This window comes from Rathayibacter sp. VKM Ac-2857 (genome assembly GCF_013205025.1).
Classification (GTDB): domain Bacteria; phylum Actinomycetota; class Actinomycetes; order Actinomycetales; family Microbacteriaceae; genus Rathayibacter.
The window spans coordinates 335,201-356,755 of sequence record NZ_JABMLE010000001.1 but is presented as its reverse complement, the minus strand read 5'-3'; the positions used below and the strand labels follow the sequence as shown (position 1 = coordinate 356,755).

Genomic DNA, 21,555 nt, shown 5'->3' with positions numbered 1-21,555 from the left:
CGTGGGCAGCGCCCTCCCGCTCGCCGACCCGGCGCCCCTCGACGGACTGCTGCCGGCCTCCGTCGCCGACGGCGTGGAGACCCGCGACCTCGGGCTCTACGTGCACGTCCCGTTCTGCCGGGTGCGCTGCGGCTACTGCGACTTCAACACCTACACCGCGACCGAGTTGCGCGGCGCGAAGCAGCAGGACTACGCCGGCGAGGCGATCGTCGAGATGGCGCTCGGCGAGGGCGTGCTGGCGGCGGCGGGTCTGCCGCGGCGGCCCGCGGCGACCGTGTTCTTCGGCGGCGGGACTCCGACGCTGCTGCCCGCCCGCGATCTGGTGCGGATGCTCGACGGACTCCGGCGTCACTTCGGCGTCGCGGACGGTGCGGAGATCACGACGGAGGCCAACCCCGACTCGGTCGACGCCGCCTACCTCCGCGAGCTGGCCGACGCCGGCTTCACCCGGGTCAGCTTCGGGATGCAGTCGGCCGTGCCGCACGTGCTCGCGACGCTGGAGCGCACGCACGATCCCGAGCGGGTGCCGCTCGTCGCCGAGTGGGCCCGCGAGGCAGGGCTGCAGGTCAGCCTCGATCTGATCTACGGCACGCCGGGGGAGTCGCTGACCGACTGGGAGCGCTCGCTCGACTCGGCGCTGGCCAACCGGCCCGACCACCTCTCGGCGTACGCACTGATCGTGGAGGACGGCACGAAGCTCGCGCGGCAGATCCGCCGGGGCGAGGTGGCCACTCCGGACGACGACCTGACGGCCGACATGTACGAGCTGGCGGACGCGCGGCTCGCCGCGGCCGGCTACTCCTGGTACGAGGTGAGCAACTGGGCACGCGACGACGCGCACCGGTCGCGGCACAATCTGTCGTACTGGCTCGGTCACGACTGGTGGGGCGTGGGGCCCGGTGCGCACAGCCATGTGGGCGGGGTCCGCTGGTGGAACGTGAAGCACCCGGCGGCCTACGCCGAGCGGCTGCACTCCGGCTCGTCGCCGGCCGCGGGGCGCGAGACGCTCGACGCGGCGACCCGCCGGGTGGAGGACGTGCTGCTGCGCTCGCGCCTGGCGGACGGGCTGCCGATCGACGCGATCGAGCCGGAGCGCCGCCGCGAGGTCGCGGGGCTGATCGCCGACGGACTCGTCGACGGCCGCGCGGCCCTCGGCGGTCGCATCGTGCTGACGCTGCACGGCCGGCTGCTGGCCGACGCGGTCGTCCGCCGCCTGACGGACGGCTGATTCGCCCCGCTCCATGCTGTTCGAGTAGCCCGCGGAGCGGGCGTATCGAGATCCACCGTCCGATGCGCGTGGGTCTCGATACGCCCCCTGCGGCGGCTACTCGACCAGCATGTGGCCCCGCCTGCGGCGGCTGCTCGACCAGCATGCAAGCGGCGATGCGCCGTCCAGCAGTGGCGCCCCTCCATGCTGATCGAGTAGCCCGCGGAGCGGGCGTATCGAGATCCCGCCCGGTCCCTACTTGAAGAAGGGGATGCTGAGCGGGTACGTGTAGTACTCGCCGGCGCTGGCGCGCACCGAGGCGATGATCGCGAAGACGATCACGAGGATCGGCACGACGAGGAAGACGATGAAGCCGACGAGCACGAAGCTCAGGATCGTCCCGGCCACGTAGGCGATCAGCGTGGTCAAGTGGAAGTTCAGCGCCGTCTTCGCGTGCGCCTCGAGGAAGGGCCCGCGGCCCTTGAAGACCAGGTAGACGATGAGCGACGGGATGAAGCTGAAGAAGATGCCGGTGATGTGGGTGACGATCGCCCAGGTCTTCTCGTCGGCCGGGTTCAGCGGCGGCGCGGGCGTCGAGTAGGCGGGCGGCGGGGGCGGGGTGGCCGACATGGTGATCTCCGTCTCAGGAATCGGCGCGTCGGGCGACCCCGGGCGCTCGGCGTCCATCGTGGCAGAGACGCAGCCGCACCGGGAGGCGATCCGGGCAAGCCCAGCCCTCCTTCCTCCTGCGCGGTTATGATTGGCACTCAATCTCGCGGAGTGCCAAGCTCCGCGCGGCGCCACGGCGCCGAGGTGGTCGTGCCGCGAGGCACCCGGAGTCCGGCGGGAGGTCGGTCGTATGGTGACGGAGCGCGGTCTCCAGGTCCTGCGCGTGATCGTGCAGGACTACGTCGCGAACCGCGAGCCGGTCGGCTCCAAGTCGATCGTCGAGCGCCACGCGTTCGGCGTGTCCGCCGCGACCATCCGCAACGAGATGGCGCAGCTCGAGGAGGAGGAGCTGATCGCGGCCCCGCACACCTCCTCCGGCCGCGTCCCCACCGACAAGGGCTACCGCCTCTTCGTCGACCAGCTGACCGACCTGCGCCCGCTGACCGCGGCGCAGCGGCAGGCGATCGAGACCTTCCTCGGCCAGAGCCCCGACCTCGACGAGGTGCTCGTCCGCACGGTCCGGCTGCTCTCGCAGCTCACCAACAGCGTCGCCCTCGTGCAGTACCCGTCCTTCGGCGCGGCGCGCATCCGGCACGTCGAGCTGGTCGCGCTCGCCCCGCGCCGGCTGCTGTCCGTGCTGATCACCGACACCGGCCGCGTCGACCAGCGCGTGCTCGAGACGCCCGAGGACGTCGACGAGCTGCTGCTCGGCGAGATCCGGGCCAAGCTCAACACCGCCGTCCTCGGGCTGGGTCTCGCGGCCGCGGCCGAGACGCTGCAGAGCGCGACCGACCAGTTCAGCCCCGAGCGCCGCGACGTCGTCGACCCGATCGTGCAGACCCTGCTCGAGCAGGTCGGCGCGAACCGGCAGGACCGCCTGGTGATGGCGGGCGCCGCGAACCTCGTGCGCACCGAGGAGGACTTCTCCGGCAGCATCTACCCCGTTCTCGAGGCGATCGAGGAGCAGGTGGAGCTGCTGCGCCTCTTCGCCGAGATGGTGCCGGACCCGCGCGGCATCTCGGTCCGCATCGGCCGCGAGAACGCGCCGTTCGGCCTGCAGGAGACCTCCGTCCTCACCAGCGGCTACAACACGGCCGGCGGCCAGGTCTCGCGCCTGGGGGTCCTCGGACCGATCAGGATGGACTACTCCGGCAACATCGCGGCGGTCCGCGCCGTCGCCCGCTACCTCTCCCGCCTCCTCGGCGAGGAATGACCCTCTTCCAGACCCTCGCCGGAACCCCGGCTCCCGACAGGTCCGCCGCGCCCGGCGCACCGACCACGAACGAAGGACGAAGCCCCCTGTGGCCGATCACTACGAAGTCCTCGGCGTCGACCGCGACGCCTCCGCCGACGAGATCAAGAAGGCGTACCGCCGGCTCGCGCGCGAGCTGCACCCCGACGTCAACCCGAGCGCGGACGCGTCCGAGCGCTTCAAGCTCGTCACGCACGCCTACGACGTCCTGAGCGACGCCCAGCAGCGCCAGCAGTACGACCGCGGACCGCAGGACGGCTTCCCCGGCGGGGGCGGGCAGGGCTTCGGCGGCTTCGGCGACATCTTCGAGACCTTCTTCGGCCAGGGCGCGCAGGGCTCCTCGCGCGGCCCGCGGTCGCGCCGGGAGCGCGGTCAGGACGCGCTGCTGCGCGTCGAGGTCTCGCTCGACGAGGTCATCTTCGGCACGCACCGCGACCTCGAGGTCGACACGGCCGTGCTCTGCGAGACCTGTCAGGGCTCGTGCTGCCAGCCCGGCACCTCCCCGGTCACCTGCGACATCTGCCACGGCTCCGGCCAGATCCAGCGCACCGTCCGCTCGCTGCTCGGCAACGTGATGACGGCCAGCCCCTGCGGCACCTGCCGCGGCTACGGCACCGTCATCGCCACTCCGTGCTCCACCTGCCAGGGTCAGGGCCGCGTGCGCGCGCGCCGGACCATCCCCGTCGACGTCCCCGCGGGCGTCGACACGGGCCTCCGGCTGCAGATGCCCGGCAGCGGCGAGGTCGGCCCGGCCGGCGGACCCAGCGGCGACCTCTACCTCGAGATCAAGGTCAAGCACCACGACATCTTCAGCCGCAACGGCGACGACCTGCTCTGCACCCTCGAGGTGCAGATGACGGACGCGATCCTCGGCTCGACGACGACCCTCGCGGCGCTCGACGGCGACATCGAGATCGAGGTCAAGCCCGGCACGCAGAGCACCGAGATCGTCACGATCAAGGGCCGCGGCGTCACCAAGCTGCGCGGCAACGGCCGCGGCGACCTCCGCGTCGGCATCCAGGTGGTCACCCCCACCAAGCTCGGGCACCGCGAGCGCGAGCTCGTCCAGGAGTTCGCCAAGCACTACAAGCCGCAGAAGCCGGCGCTGACGCACTTCCAGCAGGGGCTGTTCTCCAAGCTCCGCGACCGCTTCCTGGGCTGACCGGAGCCGGCGTGGCGCACCACTACATCGACGAGTCGCTCGACTCCGGGGACTTCGTCGCCGGCGGGCGGCTGGAGCTCTCCGGCGCCGAGGCGCGCCACCTCGCGACCGTGAGCCGGATCCGCGCGGGCGAGAGCGTGCGCATCGGCGACGGGCGCGGCCGGGTGGCGGTCGCCGTCGTCGAGAGCGCGGAGGCGTCGCGGGTCGTCCTCGGGGTCGTCTCGGTCGAGGAGGTGCCCGCGCCGAGTCCCCGGCTCGTGCTCGTGCAGGCGCTCGCCAAGGGCGACCGCGACGAGCTGGCGATCCAGGCCGCCACCGAGCTGGGCGTCGACGAGGTGGTGCCGTGGCAGGCCGCCCGCTCCGTGTCGCGCTGGTCGGGCGTCAAGGAGGAGAAGGGCCGCGAGCGCTGGCGCAGCATCGTCCGCGAGGCGAGCAAGCAGTCGCTCCGCGCCCGGGTGCCGGAGGTGTCGGCGGTCGTCGGTCTGCGCGCCCTGGTGGAGCGGGCCGGGACGGCGCGCGTGCTCGTCCTCGAGCCCTCGGCCGAGGCGCGCCTCACCGCGATCGAGCCGGACGGGCGCGACCTCGTGCTCGTCGTCGGCCCCGAGGGCGGCATCGCGGCGGAGGAGCTGCGCGCGCTGGCCGACGCGGGCGCCGAGGCCGTCGCGCTCGGCGACTCCGTCCTGCGCACCTCGACCGCCGGCCCGGCCGCGATCGCCGTGCTCTCGGCCCGTCTCGGCCGCTGGTGATCCCCGCCGATCCGCGCGCCCTGGGCGAACGCGGCCCCGCCCGGGTCGCCGCCGCGTTTAAGATGGACGCATGACCGAGCCCACTGTCTTCACGCGCATCGTCCGCGGCGAGATCCCCGCCGACGTGGTGTTCGAGAACGAGCGGATCCTCGCGATCCAGGACATCGCGCCGAAGGCCCCCGTCCACCTGCTGATCTTCCCGAAGACGCAGGATTTCGCGAACGTCGCCGAGCTCGCCGCGGGCGACCCCGCCCTGCTGGCCGAGATCGCCCTGGTCGCGCAGACGCTCGCCGACGCGCACAGCAACGGCCAGTTCCGGCTCGTCTTCAACTCCGGCGAAGAGGCCGGTCAGACCGTGTTCCACGTCCACGCCCACGTCCTGGGCGGCCACCTGACGGAAGGCTCCCTTGCCACCGGTTGATCACGCAGGCGACGGCTCCGCGAGCCCGAACCCCACTCGATCCGGCTCCGCGGAGCCGACGACCCCGCAGCCCCCTGCTGACGGCACCACCGGCGGGACGCACCGCGTCATCGCCGTCGACGGAGTCGCCATGGTGCGCCTCCTCGGCCCCCAGGACCGCCTCATCCGAGCGGTCGAATCGCGATTCCCCGACGTCCGGGTGCACGTGCGCGGCAACGAGGTGACCCTCGACGGCGAGGGCGCCCCCGTCGCCGCGGCGGCGCGCCTGGTGGAAGAACTGGTGCTCATGACGGCAGGCGGCCACGACCTCGACCCGGAGGGCGTGCGCGAGTCCGCGCGCATCCTCGAGAACGGCGGGCCGGTGCGTCCCGCGGACGCGTTCGGCCAGGCGATCCTCACGGCGCGCGGGAAGAGCATCCGCCCGAAGACCCTGGGGCAGCGCGAGTACGTCGACGCCGTCGACCAGAACACGATCGTCTTCGGAATCGGCCCGGCCGGCACCGGCAAGACCTATCTCGCGATGGCCAAGGCTGTGCAGTCCCTGCAGCGCAAGGAGGTCGAGCGGATCATCCTGACCCGCCCCGCGGTCGAGGCGGGGGAGCGGCTCGGCTACCTGCCCGGCTCGCTCACCGACAAGATCGACCCGTACCTGCGCCCGCTCTACGACGCGCTGAACGAGATGATGGACCCGGAGATCGTGCCGAAGCTGCTCGCGGCGGGCACGATCGAGGTCGCTCCCCTGGCGTACATGCGCGGCCGCACGCTGAACTCCTCGTTCGTCGTGCTCGACGAGGCGCAGAACACGACACCGGAGCAGATGAAGATGTTCCTGACCCGTCTGGGCTTCGGCTCGAAGATGGTGATCACGGGCGACATCACGCAGGTCGACCTGCCCGCCGGCTCCAGCGGACTCCGCCTGGTGACCCGGGTGCTCGACGACATCGACGACATCCACTTCGCCCGGCTGACCAGCGAGGACGTGGTCCGCCACAGCCTCGTCGGCCGGATCGTGGACGCCTACACCGAGTACGACCAGCAGAAGCAGGCGCAGAGCTTCGAGCGCGAGCAGGCCCGCGAGTTCGCGGCCCGCGCCGAGCGCCGGGCGGCCACCCGCTCGACCGGCGACGCTCAGCCCAAGCGCCCGCGCGCCTGAGCACGGCACCCGCCCCGCCCTCCGCCCCTCCCGCCGAGCACCCTCCCGACCGAAGGAACCCCGCACCCCGTGAGCATCGAGATCAACAACGAGTCGAGCATCCCCGTGGACGAGGCGACCCTGCTGCGCCTCGCGGGCTACGCGCTCGACTCGCTGCACGTGCACCCCGACGCCGAGCTCGCGATCGTGCTGGTCGACGAGGGTGCGATGGAGCAGCTGCACGTGCAGTGGATGGACGAGCCCGGCCCCACCGACGTGCTGAGCTTCCCGATGGACGAGCTGCGCCCCGGCACCGAGGACGAGCAGACCCCGGCCGGCCTGCTCGGCGACATCGTGCTGTGCCCGCAGGTGGCGCAGACCCAGGCGGAGGCGGCCGGCCACTCCGTGCTCGACGAGCTGCTGCTGCTGACCGCGCACGGGCTGCTGCACCTGCTCGGCTTCGACCACGCGGAGCCGGAGGAGGAGCGCGAGATGTTCGGCATCCAGCGCGACATCCTCGTCGGGTTCCACATCAGCGAGCGACGCCGCTAGGCCCGGCGTGCTCACCGTCCAGCTCCTCCTCGCGGCACTCGGCCTCGTCGCCCTCGGCGGCTGGCTCGCCGCCACCGACGCCGCGCTCGGCGTGCTCTCGCGCAGCGACGTCCTCGAGATGGCGAACCACTCGCGCAGCTCCCGCGCCCTGCGGGCCATCGCCGGCGACATGAGCGCGCACGTCAACGTCGTCAACTTCACCCGGATCGCGGCGGAGACCACGGCCGCCGTCTTCGTCACCACCGTGCTCGTCGTCGTGGTCGACGCGCTCTGGCTGGCGCTCCTGCTCGCGATCCTGATCATGGCGGCCGTGTCGTTCGTGCTCGTCGGCTCGAGCCCGCGCAGCGTCGGTCGCGCCCACGCCCGCGCCGTGCTCGGCTCCAGCGCCTCGCTCGTGCACGTGCTGCGGGTCGCGCTCGGTCCGGTCGCGCACGGCCTCGTCGCGCTGGGCAACCGGGTCACTCCGGGCACCGGCCGCTCGGCCGGCTTCTCCTCCGAGGAGCAACTGCTGAGCATGGTCGACGAGGCGACCGAGCAGTCCGTCCTCGAGCAGGACGACCGCGAGCTCATCCACTCGATCTTCGAGTTCAACGACACCCTGGTGCGCGAGGTGATGGTGCCGCGGACCGACATGGTGACGATCGAGGCGGGTGCTTCGGTCGGCGCCGGCATGGGCCTGCTGCTCAGCCGGGGCATCTCGCGCCTGCCCGTCATCGGCGACGGCGTCGACGACGTGCTCGGCGTGCTCTACCTCCGGGACGTGGCCCGGCACACCTACGAGCGCCCGGACGACGACGACTCCGCGGCCGACCTCGCCCGCCCGGCACTGTTCGTGCCGGAGTCGAAGAAGGCCGACGAGCTGCTGCGACAGATGCAACTCGAGTCCAACCACCTCGCGATGGTGGTGGACGAGTACGGCGGCATCGCCGGACTCGTCACGCTCGAGGACCTGATCGAGGAGCTGGTCGGCGACATCTCGGACGAGTACGACCGCGAGGTCGACCTGTTCGAGGAGACCGAGCCGGGCGTCTACCGCGTCTCGGCGCGACTGCCCGTCGACGAGCTGGGCGAGCTGTTCGACCTCGAGCTCGAGGACGACGACGTCGACTCGGTCGGCGGACTGCTCACCAAGGCCTACGGCCGCCTGCCCGAGCGCGGTGCGACCGCCCGGATCGACGGGGTGATCCTCGAGGCAGAGCAGGCGGATCCCCGCCGCGGCACCATCTCGACCGTCATCGTGCGGCGCGATCCCGACTACGATCCCTCAGGCGAGACCAGCACCGGACCGGTTGCGGTCGTCGCGGAGACAGACCACCAGGACGAGGACGCACGATGACCGACCAGAGCACCCCCAGCACTCCCTACCGGGCGGGCTTCGTGTCGTTCGTCGGCCGCCCGAACGTGGGCAAGTCGACCCTGACGAACGCGCTGGTCGGCGAGAAGATCGCCATCACCAGCTCGAAGCCGCAGACCACCCGCCGCGCCATCCGCGGCATCGTGCACCGCCCCGACGGTCAGCTGATCGTGGTGGACACCCCGGGCATCCACCGCCCGCGCACCCTGCTCGGCGAGCGGCTCAACTCCCTCGTCACCTCGACGCTCGGCGACGTCGACGTGATCGGGATGCTCTTCCCGGCCGACGAGCCGATCGGCCCCGGCGACCGCTTCATCAACGAGCAGCTCGAGTCCTTCCCGCGCGCCCGCAAGGTCGCGATCGTGTCCAAGGTCGACCTCTCCTCGAAGAAGTCCGTCGCGAAGCAGCTGCTCGCCGTCTCCGAGCTGCGCGAGTGGGACACGATCGTGCCGATCTCGGCGGTCACCGAGGAGCAGCTCGACGTGCTCGCGGTCGAGCTGCTGCGCCTGATGCCCGTCTCGCCGGCGCTCTACCCCGAGGAGGCCGTGACCGACGAGGACACCGGCTCGCGCATCGCGGAGTTCATCCGCGAGGCCGCGCTCGAGGGCGTCTCGGACGAACTGCCGCACTCGCTCGCCGTGACGCTCGACGACATGGTCGAGCGCGAGGACGGCTCCTTCATCGACATCTACGCGAACGTCTTCGTCGAGCGCGACAGCCAGAAGGGCATCATCATCGGCAAGGGCGGTCAGCGCCTGCGCGAGGTGGGCGCGGTGTCGCGCGAGCAGATCGAGCGGCTGCTCGGCCGGCGCGTCTTCCTCTCGATCCGGGTGAAGGTCGCCAAGGAGTGGCAGCGCGACCCGAAGCTGCTGGGCCGCCTCGGCTTCTGAGCCTCCGGTGACTCCGGGCGCCGCACCGGCAGGGGGACCGCGGTCACTCTCCCGGACGACGCCGCCGGCCGCACCGCCGCGTAGCGTGGGATCCATGCGTGCGCTCCTGGACCGTCCCGCGACGCTCCCGATCGCCGGAGCGCTGCTCGCCGTCCTCCAGCTCGCGCTGGGCGCCGCCGGGATCACCGCGCCGGAGAACCTCAGCGGTGGTCTGCTGATCGCGCTCGGCCTGGCCGTCGCGGCGTTCCTCCCGGCCCTCGCCCCGTCGCTGGTCGCCGTCGGCGCGATCGTCGGCGGAGGCATCCCGGTCCTCGGCGTTCCGATCGACGGCGTGCTCGTGGGGCTGGTCGTGCTCTGGTCGACCGCCCGGCGGCTCGGTCCGTGGACGCGCTCGCTGGCCCTGGTCGGGGCGCTGGTCCTCGCCGGGATCGCGGGGATCGTCGCGGCGCTGACCGCGACCGAGCAGCTGCTCCCGCAGGACGCGAGCGCGGACGAGGTGCTCCTCGTGCGCGCCGTCACCGCCCTCGTGACGGCCGGTGTCCTCGCCGGCGCCGAGGTGCTCGCCTGGCGAGGCGGCCTCCGCCGGCCGGTCGGGCCGGACGACCGCATCGACGCCCTGCTGGTGCGGGTCGCCGGACCGCAGGACGGCTTCGCCGTCGGCAGTGCCGGCTGGCAGGCGCTGCTGCTGCTCCTGATCTCCACGGTGCCGTTCGCCGGTCCGGCGGGGTCGCTCCAGCCGGTCGTCGGCGGGGTGCTGGCCGTAGCGCTCGTGCTGCACCGCCGGGCGCCGGCCCTCGCCCTCGCGATCGCCTGGGGCGGGGCGCTGCTGCAGATGGGTCTCGGACTGGCGCCCGGGCCGGCCGACCTCGCGATCCTCGCGGTGCTCTTCGGCACCGGCGCCTCCGAGCGACGCCGGGTGCGCGCGGCCGGAGCGGTCTCGGCGGTGCTCGGCGCGGTCGTGGCCGTCGTCTACCTCGTCCTGATCTTCGGGCTGATCGCGAACACCACGTCGCCGATCCTGACCGGGGGAGCCGTGTTCGGCGGGATCCTCGCCACGCTCGGCCTCTCCTGGACGGTCGGCCTGCTCTCCCGCTCCGTCCGGCGGGCGCGTGAGGGCCAGACCCTCCGTGCCGAGGCCGAGCGCGAGCGCGCGGCGGCGCAGCGCGAGCTGGACACCGTCGAGGAGCGCAACCGCATCGCGCGGGACATGCACGACGTCGTGGCGCACTCGCTCGCCGTCGTGATCGCGCAGGCGGATGGCGCCCGCTACCTCGGCGCATCGAGCCCGGAGCAGACCGACGCCGCCCTGCTCACCATCTCCTCGGTCGCCCGCGACGCGCTCGGCGACGTCCGCGTCCTCCTCGCGCAGCTGCGGCACAGCCAGAGCGACGGCCCGCAGCCCGAGGCTCGCGACCTGCCGGCGCTGCTCGAGAGCGTCTCGGGCGCCGGGACCCAGCTGCGCTCCGAGCTCGAGGTCGACCTCGAGACCGTGCCGCGCGGCATCGGCCTCGCGCTCTACCGCATCGCTCAGGAGGCGACGACGAACGCGCTCCGGCACGGCCGTCCCGGCTCCCCGCTCGACGTCGCGCTCCGCCGCGAGTCCGGCGAGATCGTCCTCACCGTCCGCAACGCGCGCTGCGCCGACGCCGAGGCCGCCGCTCGCGTGCCCGGGGAGGGGCACGGCCTCGTCGGGATGCGCGAGCGCGCCGCGCTCGTCGGCGGCGTGCTCCGCGCCGGCCCCGAGGGCGACGACTTCGTGGTCGACGCGCGCCTGCCCGCCCCCTCTTCGCCCGCCCTGCCCGTCGCCTCTGGAGGCCACCCCGCATGACCGACACCATCCGCCTCGTCCTCGTCGACGACCAGGCGCTCTTCCGCGCCGGCATCCGCATGCTGCTGAGCTCCCAGCCGGACCTCGAGGTGGTCGGCGAGGCGTCCGACGGCGCGGAGGGCGCGGAGGTCGTGGGCCGGCTGGCTCCGGACGTGGTGCTGATGGACATCCGGATGCCGGGCGTCGACGGCATCGAGTCGACGCGGCGGATCCTCGCCGACGCCGCCGAGAAGGGCGTGGAGCCGCCGCGCATCCTGGTGCTCACGACGTTCGACCTGGACGAGGCGGCCGCCCGCGCGATCCGCGCCGGGGCGAGCGGCTTCCTGCTCAAGGACACCGAGCCGGGGTTCCTGCTCGCCTCCGTGCGCACGGTGCACGCCGGCACCGCGGTGGTCGCCGCCTCCGCGACCCGCGAGCTGTTCGAGCACTTCGGCGCGCCGGGGAGCGGCCGCGAGACGCCGGCCGCGTTCGGCACGCTGACCGACCGCGAGCGCGAGATCTTCCACCTCGCCGCCCGGGGCCTCAGCAACACCGAGATCGCGCGGGCGGAGTTCCTCAGCGAGGCGACGGTCAAGACGCACATCAGCCGGACGCTCGGCAAGCTGGGGCTGCGTGATCGGGTGCAGCTGGTCGTCTACGCCTACGAGAACGGGCTCGTGGCCTGAGGGCGACGTCCGCGCCGCGGTGGTGCCTGGTGGGTGCCGCGCCGCGGGGGCAGTGCTACCGTGGTCGCGTGCGCATCGGTCTGCTCCTTCTTAGCCGCCGCGACGAGATCTGATCCTCAGGCCCTCCTCGTCGCGGAGTCCGTCGTCGGCTGATTCAGACCCATCGTCACCACAGACCACCCGCGTGGTTCGATCCGCATCCGGATCCCCGCGAGACGAGAGACAGGCGCGTTCCCGCGCCAGGAGAGCACTCATGAAGAACACCCAGAAGCCGTCGTCGCTGCCGATCGGCAAGTACAAGCCCTTCCACGAGCAGATCGTCGTCGAGCTGCCCGACCGCACCTGGCCGGCCAAGCGCATCACGACGGCGCCGCGCTGGTGCGCCGTCGACCTCCGCGACGGCAACCAGGCGCTGATCGACCCGATGAGCCCCGAGCGCAAGCGGATCATGTTCGACCTGCTGGTCCGGATGGGCTACAAGGAGATCGAGGTCGGCTTCCCGAGCGCCAGCCAGACCGACTTCGACTTCGTCCGCAGCCTCATCGAGGAGGACGCGATCCCGGAGGACGTCACCATCCAGGTGCTGACCCAGGCCCGCGACCACCTGATCGAGCGCACCTACGAGTCGATCCGCGGCGCCCGCCAGGCGATCGTGCACCTCTACAACTCGACCAGCGTGCTGCAGCGCGAGGTCGTCTTCCGCAAGGACCGCCAGGGCATCATCGACATCGCCCTCGCCGGCGCTCGCAAGTGCCGCGAGATGGAGGCGTCCGTCCCCGGCACCGCCGTGTACTACGAGTACTCGCCCGAGAGCTACACCGGAACCGAGCTCGACTTCGCCCGCGAGATCTGCGACCGCGTCGTCGAGGTCTTCGAGCCGACTCCGGACCGCAAGGTCATCCTCAACCTGCCCGCCACGGTCGAGATGGCGACGCCCAACGTCTACGCCGACTCGATCGAGTGGATGTGCCGCAACCTCGCCCAGCGCGAGAACATCATCGTCTCGCTGCACCCGCACAACGACCGCGGCACCGCGGTCGCGGCGGCCGAGCTGGGCTATCTGGCCGGCGCCGACCGCATCGAGGGCTGCCTCTTCGGCAACGGCGAGCGGACCGGCAACGTCGACCTGGTCGCTCTGGGCGTCAACCTGTTCACCCAGGGCATCGACCCGCAGATCGACTTCAGCGACATGGACGGCATCAAGCGCACGGCCGAGTACTGCAACCAGCTGGCCGTGCCCGAGCGCAGCCCCTGGGCCGGCGACCTGGTCTTCACCGCGTTCAGCGGCTCGCACCAGGACGCCATCAAGAAGGGCTTCGAAGCGATGGAGGCCGAGGCCGAGCGCACCGGCGTCAGCCGCGACGAGCTGACCTGGGCCGTGCCGTACCTGCCGGTGGACCCGAAGGACCTCGGCCGCTCCTACGAGGCGGTCATCCGCGTCAACTCGCAGTCCGGCAAGGGCGGCGTCGCCTATCTGCTGAAGACCGACCACGCGCTGGACCTGCCGCGCCGCCTGCAGATCGAGTTCTCCGCCGTCGTGCAGGCCAAGACCGACGCCGAGGGCGGCGAGGTCACCAGCGAGCAGATCTGGACGATCTTCCAGGACGAGTACCTGCCCGCGCCCGCGCACCGCGCCGAGGACAAGTGGGGCCGCTTCGAGCTGACCCGCACGAGCACCTCGAGCGATCTGGGCGGCTCGATCGCGCTCGACGCCGTACTGCGCGTCGGCGACGAGACGGTCACGGCGAGCGCGACCGGCAACGGCCCGATCAACGCCTTCGAGGCGGTGCTGGCGCAGCACGGCGTCGAGGTCCGCGTCTTCGACTACGTCGAGCACGCTCTCAGCGCCGGTGGCGACGCGCTGGCCGCCTCCTACGTCGAGTGCTCGGTCAACGGCCGCACCCTCTGGGGCGTGGGCGTCGACGCCGACATCTCGACCGCCTCGCTGAAGGCCATCGTCTCGGCCGTCAACCGCGCCCTCCGCGAGGAGGCACCAGACCGCGTCCTGGCGACGGCCTCGGCCTGAGCCTCCCGCGGCCCGAGCGGAGTGCTGCGCACCGCTGCGGTCGCTGCCGAGGCGGCGCTGTCCCTTCCATGCTGGCGAGCAGCCCGCGGAGCGTGCGCGCCATGCTGGTCGAGTAGCCCGCGGAGCGGGTGTATCGAGACCCCCGTCCATGCGGTGGTGGGTCTCGATACGCCGCGTGCCGCGGCTACTCGACCAGCATGCTCTGGGCACCGCTGCGGTCGCCGCTGAGGCGGCGCGGCCACTTTCCTGCTGATCGAGTAGCCCGCGGAGCGGGGGCGCCAGGCTGGCGAGTAGCCCGCGGAGTCGGTGCGCCATGCTGGTCGAGTAGCCCGCGGAGCGGGCGTATCGAGACCTCCGTCCATGCGGTAGTGGGTCTCGATACGCCGCGTGCCGCGGCTACTCGACCAGCATGACGATGCCGCGTGCCGCGGCTACTCGACCAGCATGACGATGCCGCGTTCCACGGCTTCCCGACCAGCAAGCTTCGCGCTGCTGCGGTCGCCGCCGAGGCGGCCCTCCGTCTCAGGCGCGGCCCTGGAGGATGAGGTTCCAGTAGACCCAGGGGAGCAGGTAGCGGTCGGCGAGGAAGGTGAGGCGGCGCTCCTTCGCGAGGCCCTTCCAGAAGGGGATCGTCGGCTTCGGGCGGTAGCGGTCGTCGAACTCTGCGAAGACGACGGTCGAGCGCGAGACGACGAACGGGCAGACGGAGTAGCCGTTGTAGACCTGGGGGAGCGGCTTCCCCTTGCGCGCTGCGACGAGGTTCTTCGCCAGCGTCTTCGTCTGCTGCCGGAGCGCGCCGCCCGACTTCGAGTTCGTGGTCGCCGCGGCGTCGCCCAGCGCCCAGACCTCGGGGTGGCGCGGGTGGCGCAGCGTCAGCGGGTCGACCTCGACGAACCCGCCCGTGCTCCCCTCCGCCACGAGCCCGGTGTCCGCGAGCCAGTCCGGCGCCGACTGCGGCGGCACGGCGTGCAGCACGTCGTAGGAGAGCGTCTCCCGCTGTTCGCCGCCGACGTGGCCGGCGTCGTGGTCGGGGCCGAGCTGTGCGCTGCGGCGATCCTCACCGGCGATGACGACCGTCCGCTTCTCGGCGTCCACCTCGACCAGCTCGCGGTTGTAGCGCACGTCGATCCCGTACTCCGCCACCTTCCGCTCGAGCTCCGCGTCGATCAGCGGCATCCCGAACATCGTCGGTGTCGGCACGACCAGCACGACGTGGACGTCCGCGAGCACCCCGGTCTCGCGCCAGTAGTCGCAGGCGAGGTACATCGGCTTCTGCGAGGCGCCCGAGCAGGTGGCGGGGCCGCTGGGCTGCGTGAAGACGACCGTGCCGGATCGGACTCCGCGGAGCACGCTCGACGCCTTCCGCGCGTAGTCGAACTCGTAGTTCGAGACGCCGACCGGTGACGCCATCGCCGCCGTCAGCCCGGGCACCGCGTCCCAGTCCTTCTGGATGCCGGGGCAGACGACGAGATCGCCGTAGCCGACCCGCCGACCGGAGGCGAGCACGACCGTCTTCGCGGCCGGATCGATGCCCTCGACGCGGTCCCGGATCCACGTCACGCCCCTCGGGGTCACCGAGCCCTGCGGCCGGGTCGCCTTCGAGGCGGGAGCGGTGCCGCCCGCGACGTGCGAGAACATCGGCTGGTAGAGGTGCGTCTCGCGCGGCTCGATCACCGCGACGTCCTCCACTCCGTAGCGGCGCAGCCGCCCCGCGACGGAGAGCCCCGCGTTCCCCCCGCCGATGATCAGCACGTCGTGTCGGTCGTTCGTGGTGCCCGCAGCGGTCATGCCGCCACCCTAGGTCGGACCCCCGACACGGGCGCGGGCTTCCGCGAGCCGTCCGGACGTGCATCCCCGCCGTCAGCCGCGCTTCCGCCAGCCCAGCCGCGGCACCCGGCTCAGCGCCCGCTGCTCCGGCAGGCTCCAGCCGTAGCGCACCGCCAGCAGCCGGATGACGGCCGTGACCAGCACCGCGATCGGCGCTGCGTAGTCGATCACCATCCCGAACCGCAGCGCGACCACCAGCACGACGGTGCCGGCGGTCGCCGCGATCGCGTAGAGCGAGCCCACGTGCATCAGCGCGATCGGCCGGTTCAGCAGGATGTCGCGGATCACCGAGCCGCCGACGGCCGAGACGGTGCCGACGAACACCGCGGGCACCTCCGGCACGCCCAGCGAGAGCGCCTTCGTCGTGCCGATGGCGCCGAAGAGCCCGATCGTGAGGGCGTCGAGCGCCGTGATCGTGCCGTCGACCCGGTTGAGCACGTGCTGCAGCAGCATGCCGAAGAGCGAGGCCGCCACCGCCACGAGCAGGTAGGCGTTGGTGTGCAGCGCCACGAGCGGGGTCTGCAGCAGCAGGTCGCGCAGCACGCCGCCGCCGAGGCCCGTCGCCGTGCCGATGATCGTGACGCCGAGCAGGTCGATCCGCCGGTCGCGGAACTCGCCGGCGAACATCGCGCCCTGCAGGCAGCCGATCGCGATGGCGAGGAGGTCGGCCCAGGCGGGGATCTCGAAGAGGGAGGCGGCCACCGAGACATCGTTCCACGGCCGGAGCAGGCGAGGTGCTGCGCCGCCGCGGGGTTGTCAGGGGTGGGGAGGATAATCGAGTGCATGCCCACCTACCGTGACGAAGCCGTCGTGCTGCGCACCCACAAGCTGGGCGAGGCCGACCGCATCGTGACGCTGCTCTCGCGCAGCCACGGCAAGATCCGGGCGGTCGCGAAGGGGGTGCGCAAGACCGGCTCCAAGTTCGGCTCGCGGCTCGAGCCGTTCATGGTCGCCGACCTGCAGCTCTACGAGGGCCGGAGCCTCGACATCGTCACCCAGGCCGAGTCGCTCGGCGCCTACGGCGCGATCATCGCGGCCGACTACGACAGCTACACCGCGGCGAGCGCGATGGTCGAGACGGCCGACCGGCTGACCGACGCCGATGCGTCGCTGCAGCAGTACCTCCTGCTCGTCGGCGCCCTGCGCTCGCTCTCGAAGCACGAGCACGAGCCGGTGCTCACCCTCGACTCCTACCTGCTCCGCGCGCTCTCGATCGCCGGCTGGGCCCCGAGCTTCGAGGACTGCGCCCGCTGCGGTGCCCCGGGCCCGCACGGCGCCGTCGTCGTCCAGCTCGGCGGGGTCGTCTGCGAGGACTGCACGCCGCCGGGCGCCCCGCGGGTCGCCCCCGAGGTGGTCGTCCTCCTCGGCGCCCTGCTCACGGGAGACTGGGAGCACGCCGAAACGACGGAGCCCTCGACCCGCTCCCGAGCGAGCGGCGTGGTCGCCGCCTACACCCAGTGGCACCTCGAGCGCGGACTGAGATCTCTGGAGCACGTCACCCGATGAAGCCGTTCACCCACAGGGACGCCGTTCCGTTCCGCCCCCTCGACTGGACGGGCGTGCACCCGCCGGAGTTGCCGCGCAAGGCGGTCCCGGAGCACGTCGCGATCGTGATGGACGGCAACGGCCGCTGGGCCAACTCCCGCGGGCTGACCCGGGTGGAGGGGCACAAGCGCGGTGAGGCGTCGCTGCTCGACGTGGTCGCAGGGGCGATCCAGATCGGGGTGAAGCACCTCAGCGTCTACGCCTTCTCGACCGAGAACTGGAAGCGCTCGCCCGACGAGGTGCGCTTCCTGATGGGCTTCAACCGCGACGTGCTGCACCGCCGCCGCGACCAGCTCAACGAGTGGGGCGTGCGCGTGCGCTGGGCCGGCCGGAAGCCGCGGCTCTGGGCCTCCGTCATCAACGAGCTGCAGTACGCCGAGAAGCTGACCGAGGGCAACGACGTCCTCACGCTCACCATGTGCGTCAACTACGGCGGCCGCACCGAGATCGCCGACGCGGTGCAGCGGATCGCGGCCGAGGTCGCGGCGGGCCGGCTGAAGCCGTCCGGTATCACGGAGAAGACGATCGGCAAGGCGCTCTACCTGCCGGACATGCCGGACGTCGACCTCTTCGTGCGCTCCTCCGGCGAGCAGCGCACCAGCAACTTCCTGCTCTGGCAGAGCGCCTACGCCGAGATGGTCTTCCTCGACCGGCTCTGGCCCGACTTCACCCGCGAGGACCTCTGGGGTGCGATCGAGCACTACGCCGGCCGCACCCGCCGCTTCGGCGGCGCCGTGGACGTGCCGGGGGCGTCGGCGTGACCCGCGGAAGGACCGTCCGCGTCGGGCTCGTCGGCTACGGGCTCGCGGGCCGCGTCTTCCACGCGCCGTTCGTCGAGGCGGACCCGGACTTCGACCTGGTGGCGATCTCGACGAGCGATCCCGAGCGGGCGGCGGCGGCGGCGGACGCGCATCCCGGCGCCCGGATCGTCGCCGGCCTCGATGCCGTGCTGGCCGAGCAGCCCGATCTCGTGGTGCTCGCGACTCCGCCCTCCGTGCACCGCGAGCAGGCCGAGCAAGTGCTCGCCGCCGGTGTCGCGGTGGTCATCGACAAGCCGTTCGCGCCGAGCACGGCCGATGTCGACGCGATCCTCGCCGCGTCCGAGGCGGGCGGGGCGCCGGTCTTCGTCTTCCAGAACCGCCGCTGGGACGCCGACCTCCTCACGCTGCGCCGGCTGCTGGCCGAGGGCGCGCTCGGCGACGTGATCCGCTTCGAGTCGACCTTCGAGCGCTGGAGCGCCCCGAAGACCGGGCGCTGGCAGACGGCGATCGGCCCGGCGGAGGGCGGCGGCATCCTCTTCGACCTCGGCAGCCACCTCGTCGACCAGGCCCTCGTGCTCTTCGGCCCGGCCGTCGTCACCGCCGCGGAGACCCGCGTCGTGCACGAGGGCGGCGCCAGCGAGGACGACGCCTTCGTCTCGCTCCGGCACGAGTCCGGCGTGCGCTCGCACCTGACGATGAGCCGGGTCGCCCGCGCCGCCGCGCCGCGCTTCCGGGTGCTCGGCACGCGCGCCGCCTTCTCGGTCGACGGCCTCGACCCGCAGGAGGGCGCGCTGCGCACTGGCGGCGCCACTCCGCTGGACGACGACTTCGGTGTCGTGCCCGCCGGATCCGAGGGCGTGCTGATCGACGAGCACGGGACCACGTCCGTGCCGAGCGAGCGCGGGCACTACGCGGCCTTCCTCGCCGGAGTCGCCCGGACCCTGCTCGACGGTGCCCCTTCGCCCGTCGACGTGCGCGACGCGCGAGCCGTCGTCGCGCTGATCGAGCAGGCGCACGCGCTCGCCGCGCGATGACGCACGACGCGCCCGGAGCCGGTGCGAGGTTGGCGATCCGGTCGGCGAGGGGGATCCTCGGAGGGTGAGCACCGCACCGCCGACCCCCGCCGATCTCCGAGCGCTGTTCCCCGGCGCGCGCGGCTACCACAACGCCTGCACCCTCGGCCTCCCGCCTCTCGCGACCGCCGCAGCGCTCCGCGCGGATCTCGACGAGTGGTCCGCCGGCGGCGGCACCGCAGCGGGCTACGGGGCGGTCGCCGAGCGCGCACGAGCCTCCTTCGCGCAGATCGCCGGAGTGCCGGTCGACCGGGTGGCGATCGGCTCGCAGACCTCCGCGATGGCCGCTGTGCTCGCCGCCTCGCTCCCGGACGGCGCGCGCGTCCTCTGCGTGCACGGCGACTTCTCCTCGATCGTCTTCCCCTTCCTCGCCCAGGCCCACCGCGGCGTCGTTGTGCGCTCGGTGCCGCTGGAGGCGCTCGCCGACTCGGTCGAGGACGCCGACGACCTCGTCGTCTTCTCCGCCGTGCAGTCGAGCAGCGGCGCGCTCGCCGATCTCGACGCGGTCGTCGAGGCCGCCGCCCGCCACGGCGTGCGCACGGCCTGCGATCTGACGCAGGCCGCAGGAGTGCTGCCGGTGGACGCCTCGCGCTTCGACGCCACCCTCACCCACGCCTACAAGTGGCTCTGCTCGCCCCGCGGCGTCGCCTTCCTCACCGTCTCGCCCGAGTACGCGGCCGAGCTGCTGCCGGTGCAGGCCGGCTGGTACTCGGGGGAGGACGTCTGGTCCTCCTGCTACGGGCCCGCGATGCACCTCGCCGAGAACGCCCGCCGCTTCGACGTCTCGCCCGCCTGGCAGGCGTTCGTCGGGGCGGAGGCGTCGCTCGAGCTGTTCCGCTCGCTCGACCTCGCCGCGGTCTGGGAGCGCGCCTCCGGGCTCGGCGACCGGCTCTGCGAGCGGCTCGACCGCGCGCCGCAGCACCGCGCGATCGTCTCCTGGCCGGACGAGGACGGCGCCGATCTGGCGCGACTGCAGGCCGCGGGGCTGCGCGTCTCGGGCCGCGGCGGGCGCCTCCGGGTCGCCTTCCACCTCTGGAACGACGAGTCCGACGTCGACGAGCTCGTCCGGGTGCTGCGGGAATAGCTCCCGGTGACGGCGGTTGTCCTCGGAGTGAGCGAAGCGCAGACCCCCATCACCGTCGACATCTGGTCCGACATCGCGTGCCCCTGGTGCTACATCGGCAAGCGCAAGTTCGAGCGCGGGCTGGCGGCGTTCCGCGCCGCGAACCCCGACGCACCCGAGGTCGCGGTCGAGTACCGCAGCTTCGAGCTCTCGCCGGAGACGCCGGAGGACTACCGCGGCGGCACGGCCGAGTTCCTCGCGCAGCACAAGGGCGTCCCGCTGGAGCAGGCGCAGCAGATGCTCGACTCCGTCACGGCGATCGCCGCAGGGGTCGACCTCGACTACCACTTCGAGTCGGTCGTGCACGTGAAGACCGTGCGGGCGCACCAGGCGCTCCACCACGCGAAGGCGAACGGGCTGCAGCTCGAGCTTAAGGAGCGGCTGCTCCGCGCCTACTTCGTCGAGGGGCGCGACCTCGCCGACTCCGACGTCCTGGCCGCCCTCTCCGCCGAGGTCGGGCTCGACGCCGACGAGGCGCACCGAGCGCTGGACGAGCAGCGCCACCTCGCCGACGTGCAGTCCGACATCGCGCAGGCCCGCGAGTACGGGATCAACGGAGTGCCGTTCTTCGTGCTCGACGGCCGCTTCGGCGTCTCGGGCGCGCAGGAGCCGACGGCGTTCACCGAGGTGCTCGAGCACGTGCTGTCGCAGCGGGCGGTCGTCGCATGAGCGATCGAGTGCCGAGCGGGCCGTTCGAGATGCTCGGCGCCGCGGACATACCCGTCTGCGAGGACGGTGTCTGCGCGGTGCCGACTCCTGCCGCTCCCGCTGTCAGCGAGCAGGCTCCTCGACCGTGATGTCCGCGACGGTCGCGCCGTAGGCCGCGATCAGCGCGTCCGCCTCGACGAAGGCGCTGCGGCCGCCCGTGCCGGCGCCCATCGCGATCCGGCGGCCGACGATCCGCTCGTCCGCGACGACGGGCCAGGCGGTCGTCGAGCCGATCGGCGTGATCGTGCCGCGGCGATAGCCCGTCGCCTCGAGCGCCACCGACTCGTCGGGCAGCCGGAGCTTGTTCACGCCGACCACCGCGCGCAGCAGCGGCCAGGAGATCTGCCGTCCGCCCGGCACCAGCGCGAAGACGAAGCCGCCGTCGTGGCGTTTGACCACCAGCGACTTCACGATCGAGCCGGGCTCGATGCCCAGCAGCTCGGCCGCCTCGGCCAGGCTCCCGGCCTCCGGGCGGTCGACGATCTCGACGTCGAGTCCGCGCTCCCGCGCGTCCGCCTCGAACCGCGCCGGACCGTCCTCCACGGTGCCGTCCTCCACAGTGTCGTTCTTCACGGTGCCGTCCTCCACAGTGCCGTTCCCGTCCATCCGTCCCC

General features: G+C 72.5%; 21 protein-coding genes. 17 read left to right on the top strand and 4 right to left on the bottom strand.

Annotated elements, in window-relative coordinates:
- Position 1 precedes the first annotated feature (1 nt).
- Entirely contained in the window at positions 2-1,228 is a 1,227-nt protein-coding gene (hemW, locus tag HQQ86_RS01635) for a radical SAM family heme chaperone HemW (protein ID WP_173285939.1), read from the top strand.
- Positions 1,229-1,462: 234 nt separating this feature from the next.
- On the opposite strand, the gene HQQ86_RS01630 is transcribed toward hemW, so the two are convergent.
- Positions 1,463-1,837 (bottom strand): DUF4870 domain-containing protein, encoded by a 375-nt coding sequence (locus tag HQQ86_RS01630; RefSeq protein WP_123445997.1) that lies wholly within the window; start codon positions 1,835-1,837, stop codon positions 1,463-1,465.
- Between the two features lie 229 nt (positions 1,838-2,066).
- Here HQQ86_RS01630 and hrcA point away from each other — a divergent pair, with 229 nt between their 5' ends.
- The 11 genes from hrcA (at position 2,067) to leuA (ending at position 13,904) form a co-directional block, all read left to right on the top strand.
- Positions 2,067-3,089 (top strand): heat-inducible transcriptional repressor HrcA, encoded by a 1,023-nt coding sequence (gene hrcA, locus HQQ86_RS01625; RefSeq protein WP_173285937.1) that lies wholly within the window; start codon positions 2,067-2,069, stop codon positions 3,087-3,089.
- Between the two features lie 88 nt (positions 3,090-3,177).
- Positions 3,178-4,290, top strand: coding sequence for a molecular chaperone DnaJ (gene dnaJ, locus HQQ86_RS01620; RefSeq protein WP_123445619.1), 1,113 nt, complete (start codon positions 3,178-3,180; stop codon positions 4,288-4,290).
- An 11-nt stretch (positions 4,291-4,301) separates the two neighbouring features.
- Entirely contained in the window at positions 4,302-5,036 is a 735-nt protein-coding gene (locus HQQ86_RS01615) for a 16S rRNA (uracil(1498)-N(3))-methyltransferase (RefSeq protein ID WP_173285935.1), read from the top strand.
- A gap of 70 nt (positions 5,037-5,106) precedes the next feature.
- Entirely contained in the window at positions 5,107-5,457 is a 351-nt protein-coding gene (locus HQQ86_RS01610) for an HIT domain-containing protein (RefSeq protein ID WP_173285933.1), read from the top strand.
- Between the two features lie 130 nt (positions 5,458-5,587).
- Positions 5,588-6,610 (top strand): PhoH family protein, encoded by a 1,023-nt coding sequence (locus HQQ86_RS01605; RefSeq protein WP_123445998.1) that lies wholly within the window; start codon positions 5,588-5,590, stop codon positions 6,608-6,610.
- Positions 6,611-6,679: 69 nt separating this feature from the next.
- Positions 6,680-7,141, top strand: a complete 462-nt coding sequence (gene ybeY, locus HQQ86_RS01600; protein WP_173285931.1) for an rRNA maturation RNase YbeY — start codon at positions 6,680-6,682, stop codon at positions 7,139-7,141.
- Positions 7,142-7,148: 7 nt separating this feature from the next.
- A complete protein-coding gene (locus HQQ86_RS01595; protein WP_173285929.1) occupies positions 7,149-8,477 on the top strand; it encodes a CBS domain-containing protein in 1,329 nt (442 codons plus the stop codon).
- On the top strand, positions 8,474-9,385 hold the full coding sequence (gene era, locus HQQ86_RS01590; RefSeq protein WP_173250251.1) for a GTPase Era: 912 nt from the start codon (positions 8,474-8,476) through the stop codon (positions 9,383-9,385). The genes HQQ86_RS01595 and era overlap by 4 nt, the downstream gene beginning before the upstream one ends.
- A 94-nt stretch (positions 9,386-9,479) precedes the next feature.
- The gene (locus HQQ86_RS01585) at positions 9,480-11,213 is read left to right on the top strand and encodes a histidine kinase (protein WP_173285927.1); all 1,734 of its coding nucleotides are present in this window, start codon (positions 9,480-9,482) and stop codon (positions 11,211-11,213) included.
- Positions 11,210-11,878: a response regulator transcription factor gene (locus tag HQQ86_RS01580; protein WP_123735454.1), complete on the top strand. Its 669-nt coding sequence runs from the start codon at positions 11,210-11,212 to the stop codon at positions 11,876-11,878. Before HQQ86_RS01585 ends, HQQ86_RS01580 begins: the two co-directional genes overlap by 4 nt.
- Before the next feature lie 253 nt (positions 11,879-12,131).
- Complete coding sequence (leuA, locus tag HQQ86_RS01575) at positions 12,132-13,904, top strand: 2-isopropylmalate synthase (RefSeq protein WP_173285925.1); 1,773 nt, start codon at positions 12,132-12,134, stop codon at positions 13,902-13,904.
- 522 nt (positions 13,905-14,426) lie between these two features.
- Here the strand turns inward: leuA and HQQ86_RS01570 are convergent.
- Both HQQ86_RS01570 and HQQ86_RS01565 read right to left on the bottom strand, forming a co-directional pair.
- On the bottom strand, positions 14,427-15,692 hold the full coding sequence (locus HQQ86_RS01570; RefSeq protein ID WP_173285923.1) for an NAD(P)/FAD-dependent oxidoreductase: 1,266 nt from the start codon (positions 15,690-15,692) through the stop codon (positions 14,427-14,429).
- A 72-nt stretch (positions 15,693-15,764) separates the two neighbouring features.
- Positions 15,765-16,433 carry a trimeric intracellular cation channel family protein gene (locus tag HQQ86_RS01565; RefSeq protein ID WP_367948513.1) on the bottom strand — a complete coding sequence of 223 codons (669 nt, stop codon included), beginning with the start codon at positions 16,431-16,433 and terminating at the stop codon, positions 15,765-15,767.
- Positions 16,434-16,514: 81 nt separating this feature from the next.
- Between HQQ86_RS01565 and recO the strand changes: the two genes are divergently transcribed.
- The 5 genes from recO (at position 16,515) to HQQ86_RS01540 (ending at position 20,902) form a co-directional block, all read left to right on the top strand.
- Entirely contained in the window at positions 16,515-17,237 is a 723-nt protein-coding gene (recO, locus tag HQQ86_RS01560) for a DNA repair protein RecO (protein WP_123445629.1), read from the top strand.
- On the top strand, positions 17,234-18,037 hold the full coding sequence (locus HQQ86_RS01555) for an isoprenyl transferase (RefSeq protein ID WP_123732113.1): 804 nt from the start codon (positions 17,234-17,236) through the stop codon (positions 18,035-18,037). Before recO ends, HQQ86_RS01555 begins: the two co-directional genes overlap by 4 nt.
- Positions 18,034-19,071: a Gfo/Idh/MocA family oxidoreductase gene (locus HQQ86_RS01550; RefSeq protein ID WP_173285921.1), complete on the top strand. Its 1,038-nt coding sequence runs from the start codon at positions 18,034-18,036 to the stop codon at positions 19,069-19,071. Before HQQ86_RS01555 ends, HQQ86_RS01550 begins: the two co-directional genes overlap by 4 nt.
- A gap of 64 nt (positions 19,072-19,135) precedes the next feature.
- On the top strand, positions 19,136-20,194 hold the full coding sequence (locus HQQ86_RS01545; protein ID WP_173285919.1) for an aminotransferase class V-fold PLP-dependent enzyme: 1,059 nt from the start codon (positions 19,136-19,138) through the stop codon (positions 20,192-20,194).
- Positions 20,195-20,221: 27 nt separating this feature from the next.
- A complete protein-coding gene (locus HQQ86_RS01540) occupies positions 20,222-20,902 on the top strand; it encodes a DsbA family oxidoreductase (protein WP_173285917.1) in 681 nt (226 codons plus the stop codon).
- Positions 20,903-21,004: 102 nt separating this feature from the next.
- Here HQQ86_RS01540 and HQQ86_RS01535 read toward each other — a convergent pair whose 3' ends face one another.
- Positions 21,005-21,514, bottom strand: a complete 510-nt coding sequence (locus tag HQQ86_RS01535; RefSeq protein WP_367948512.1) for an aminoacyl-tRNA deacylase — start codon at positions 21,512-21,514, stop codon at positions 21,005-21,007.
- Between the last annotated feature and the right edge of the window lie 41 nt (positions 21,515-21,555).

Coding starts and splice junctions, on each gene's coding strand:
- leuA (WP_173285925.1), top strand. CDS start 12,132: ATGAAGAACACCCAGAAGCCGTCGTCGCTGCCGATCGGCAAGTACAAG.
- hrcA (WP_173285937.1), top strand. CDS start 2,067: ATGGTGACGGAGCGCGGTCTCCAGGTCCTGCGCGTGATCGTGCAGGAC.
- HQQ86_RS01605 (WP_123445998.1), top strand. CDS start 5,588: ATGGTGCGCCTCCTCGGCCCCCAGGACCGCCTCATCCGAGCGGTCGAA.
- HQQ86_RS01630 (WP_123445997.1), bottom strand. CDS start 1,837: ATGTCGGCCACCCCGCCCCCGCCGCCCGCCTACTCGACGCCCGCGCCG.
- HQQ86_RS01610 (WP_173285933.1), top strand. CDS start 5,107: ATGACCGAGCCCACTGTCTTCACGCGCATCGTCCGCGGCGAGATCCCC.
- HQQ86_RS01570 (WP_173285923.1), bottom strand. CDS start 15,692: ATGACCGCTGCGGGCACCACGAACGACCGACACGACGTGCTGATCATC.
- recO (WP_123445629.1), top strand. CDS start 16,515: ATGCCCACCTACCGTGACGAAGCCGTCGTGCTGCGCACCCACAAGCTG.
- HQQ86_RS01585 (WP_173285927.1), top strand. CDS start 9,480: ATGCGTGCGCTCCTGGACCGTCCCGCGACGCTCCCGATCGCCGGAGCG.
- HQQ86_RS01555 (WP_123732113.1), top strand. CDS start 17,234: ATGAAGCCGTTCACCCACAGGGACGCCGTTCCGTTCCGCCCCCTCGAC.
- era (WP_173250251.1), top strand. CDS start 8,474: ATGACCGACCAGAGCACCCCCAGCACTCCCTACCGGGCGGGCTTCGTG.
- HQQ86_RS01580 (WP_123735454.1), top strand. CDS start 11,210: ATGACCGACACCATCCGCCTCGTCCTCGTCGACGACCAGGCGCTCTTC.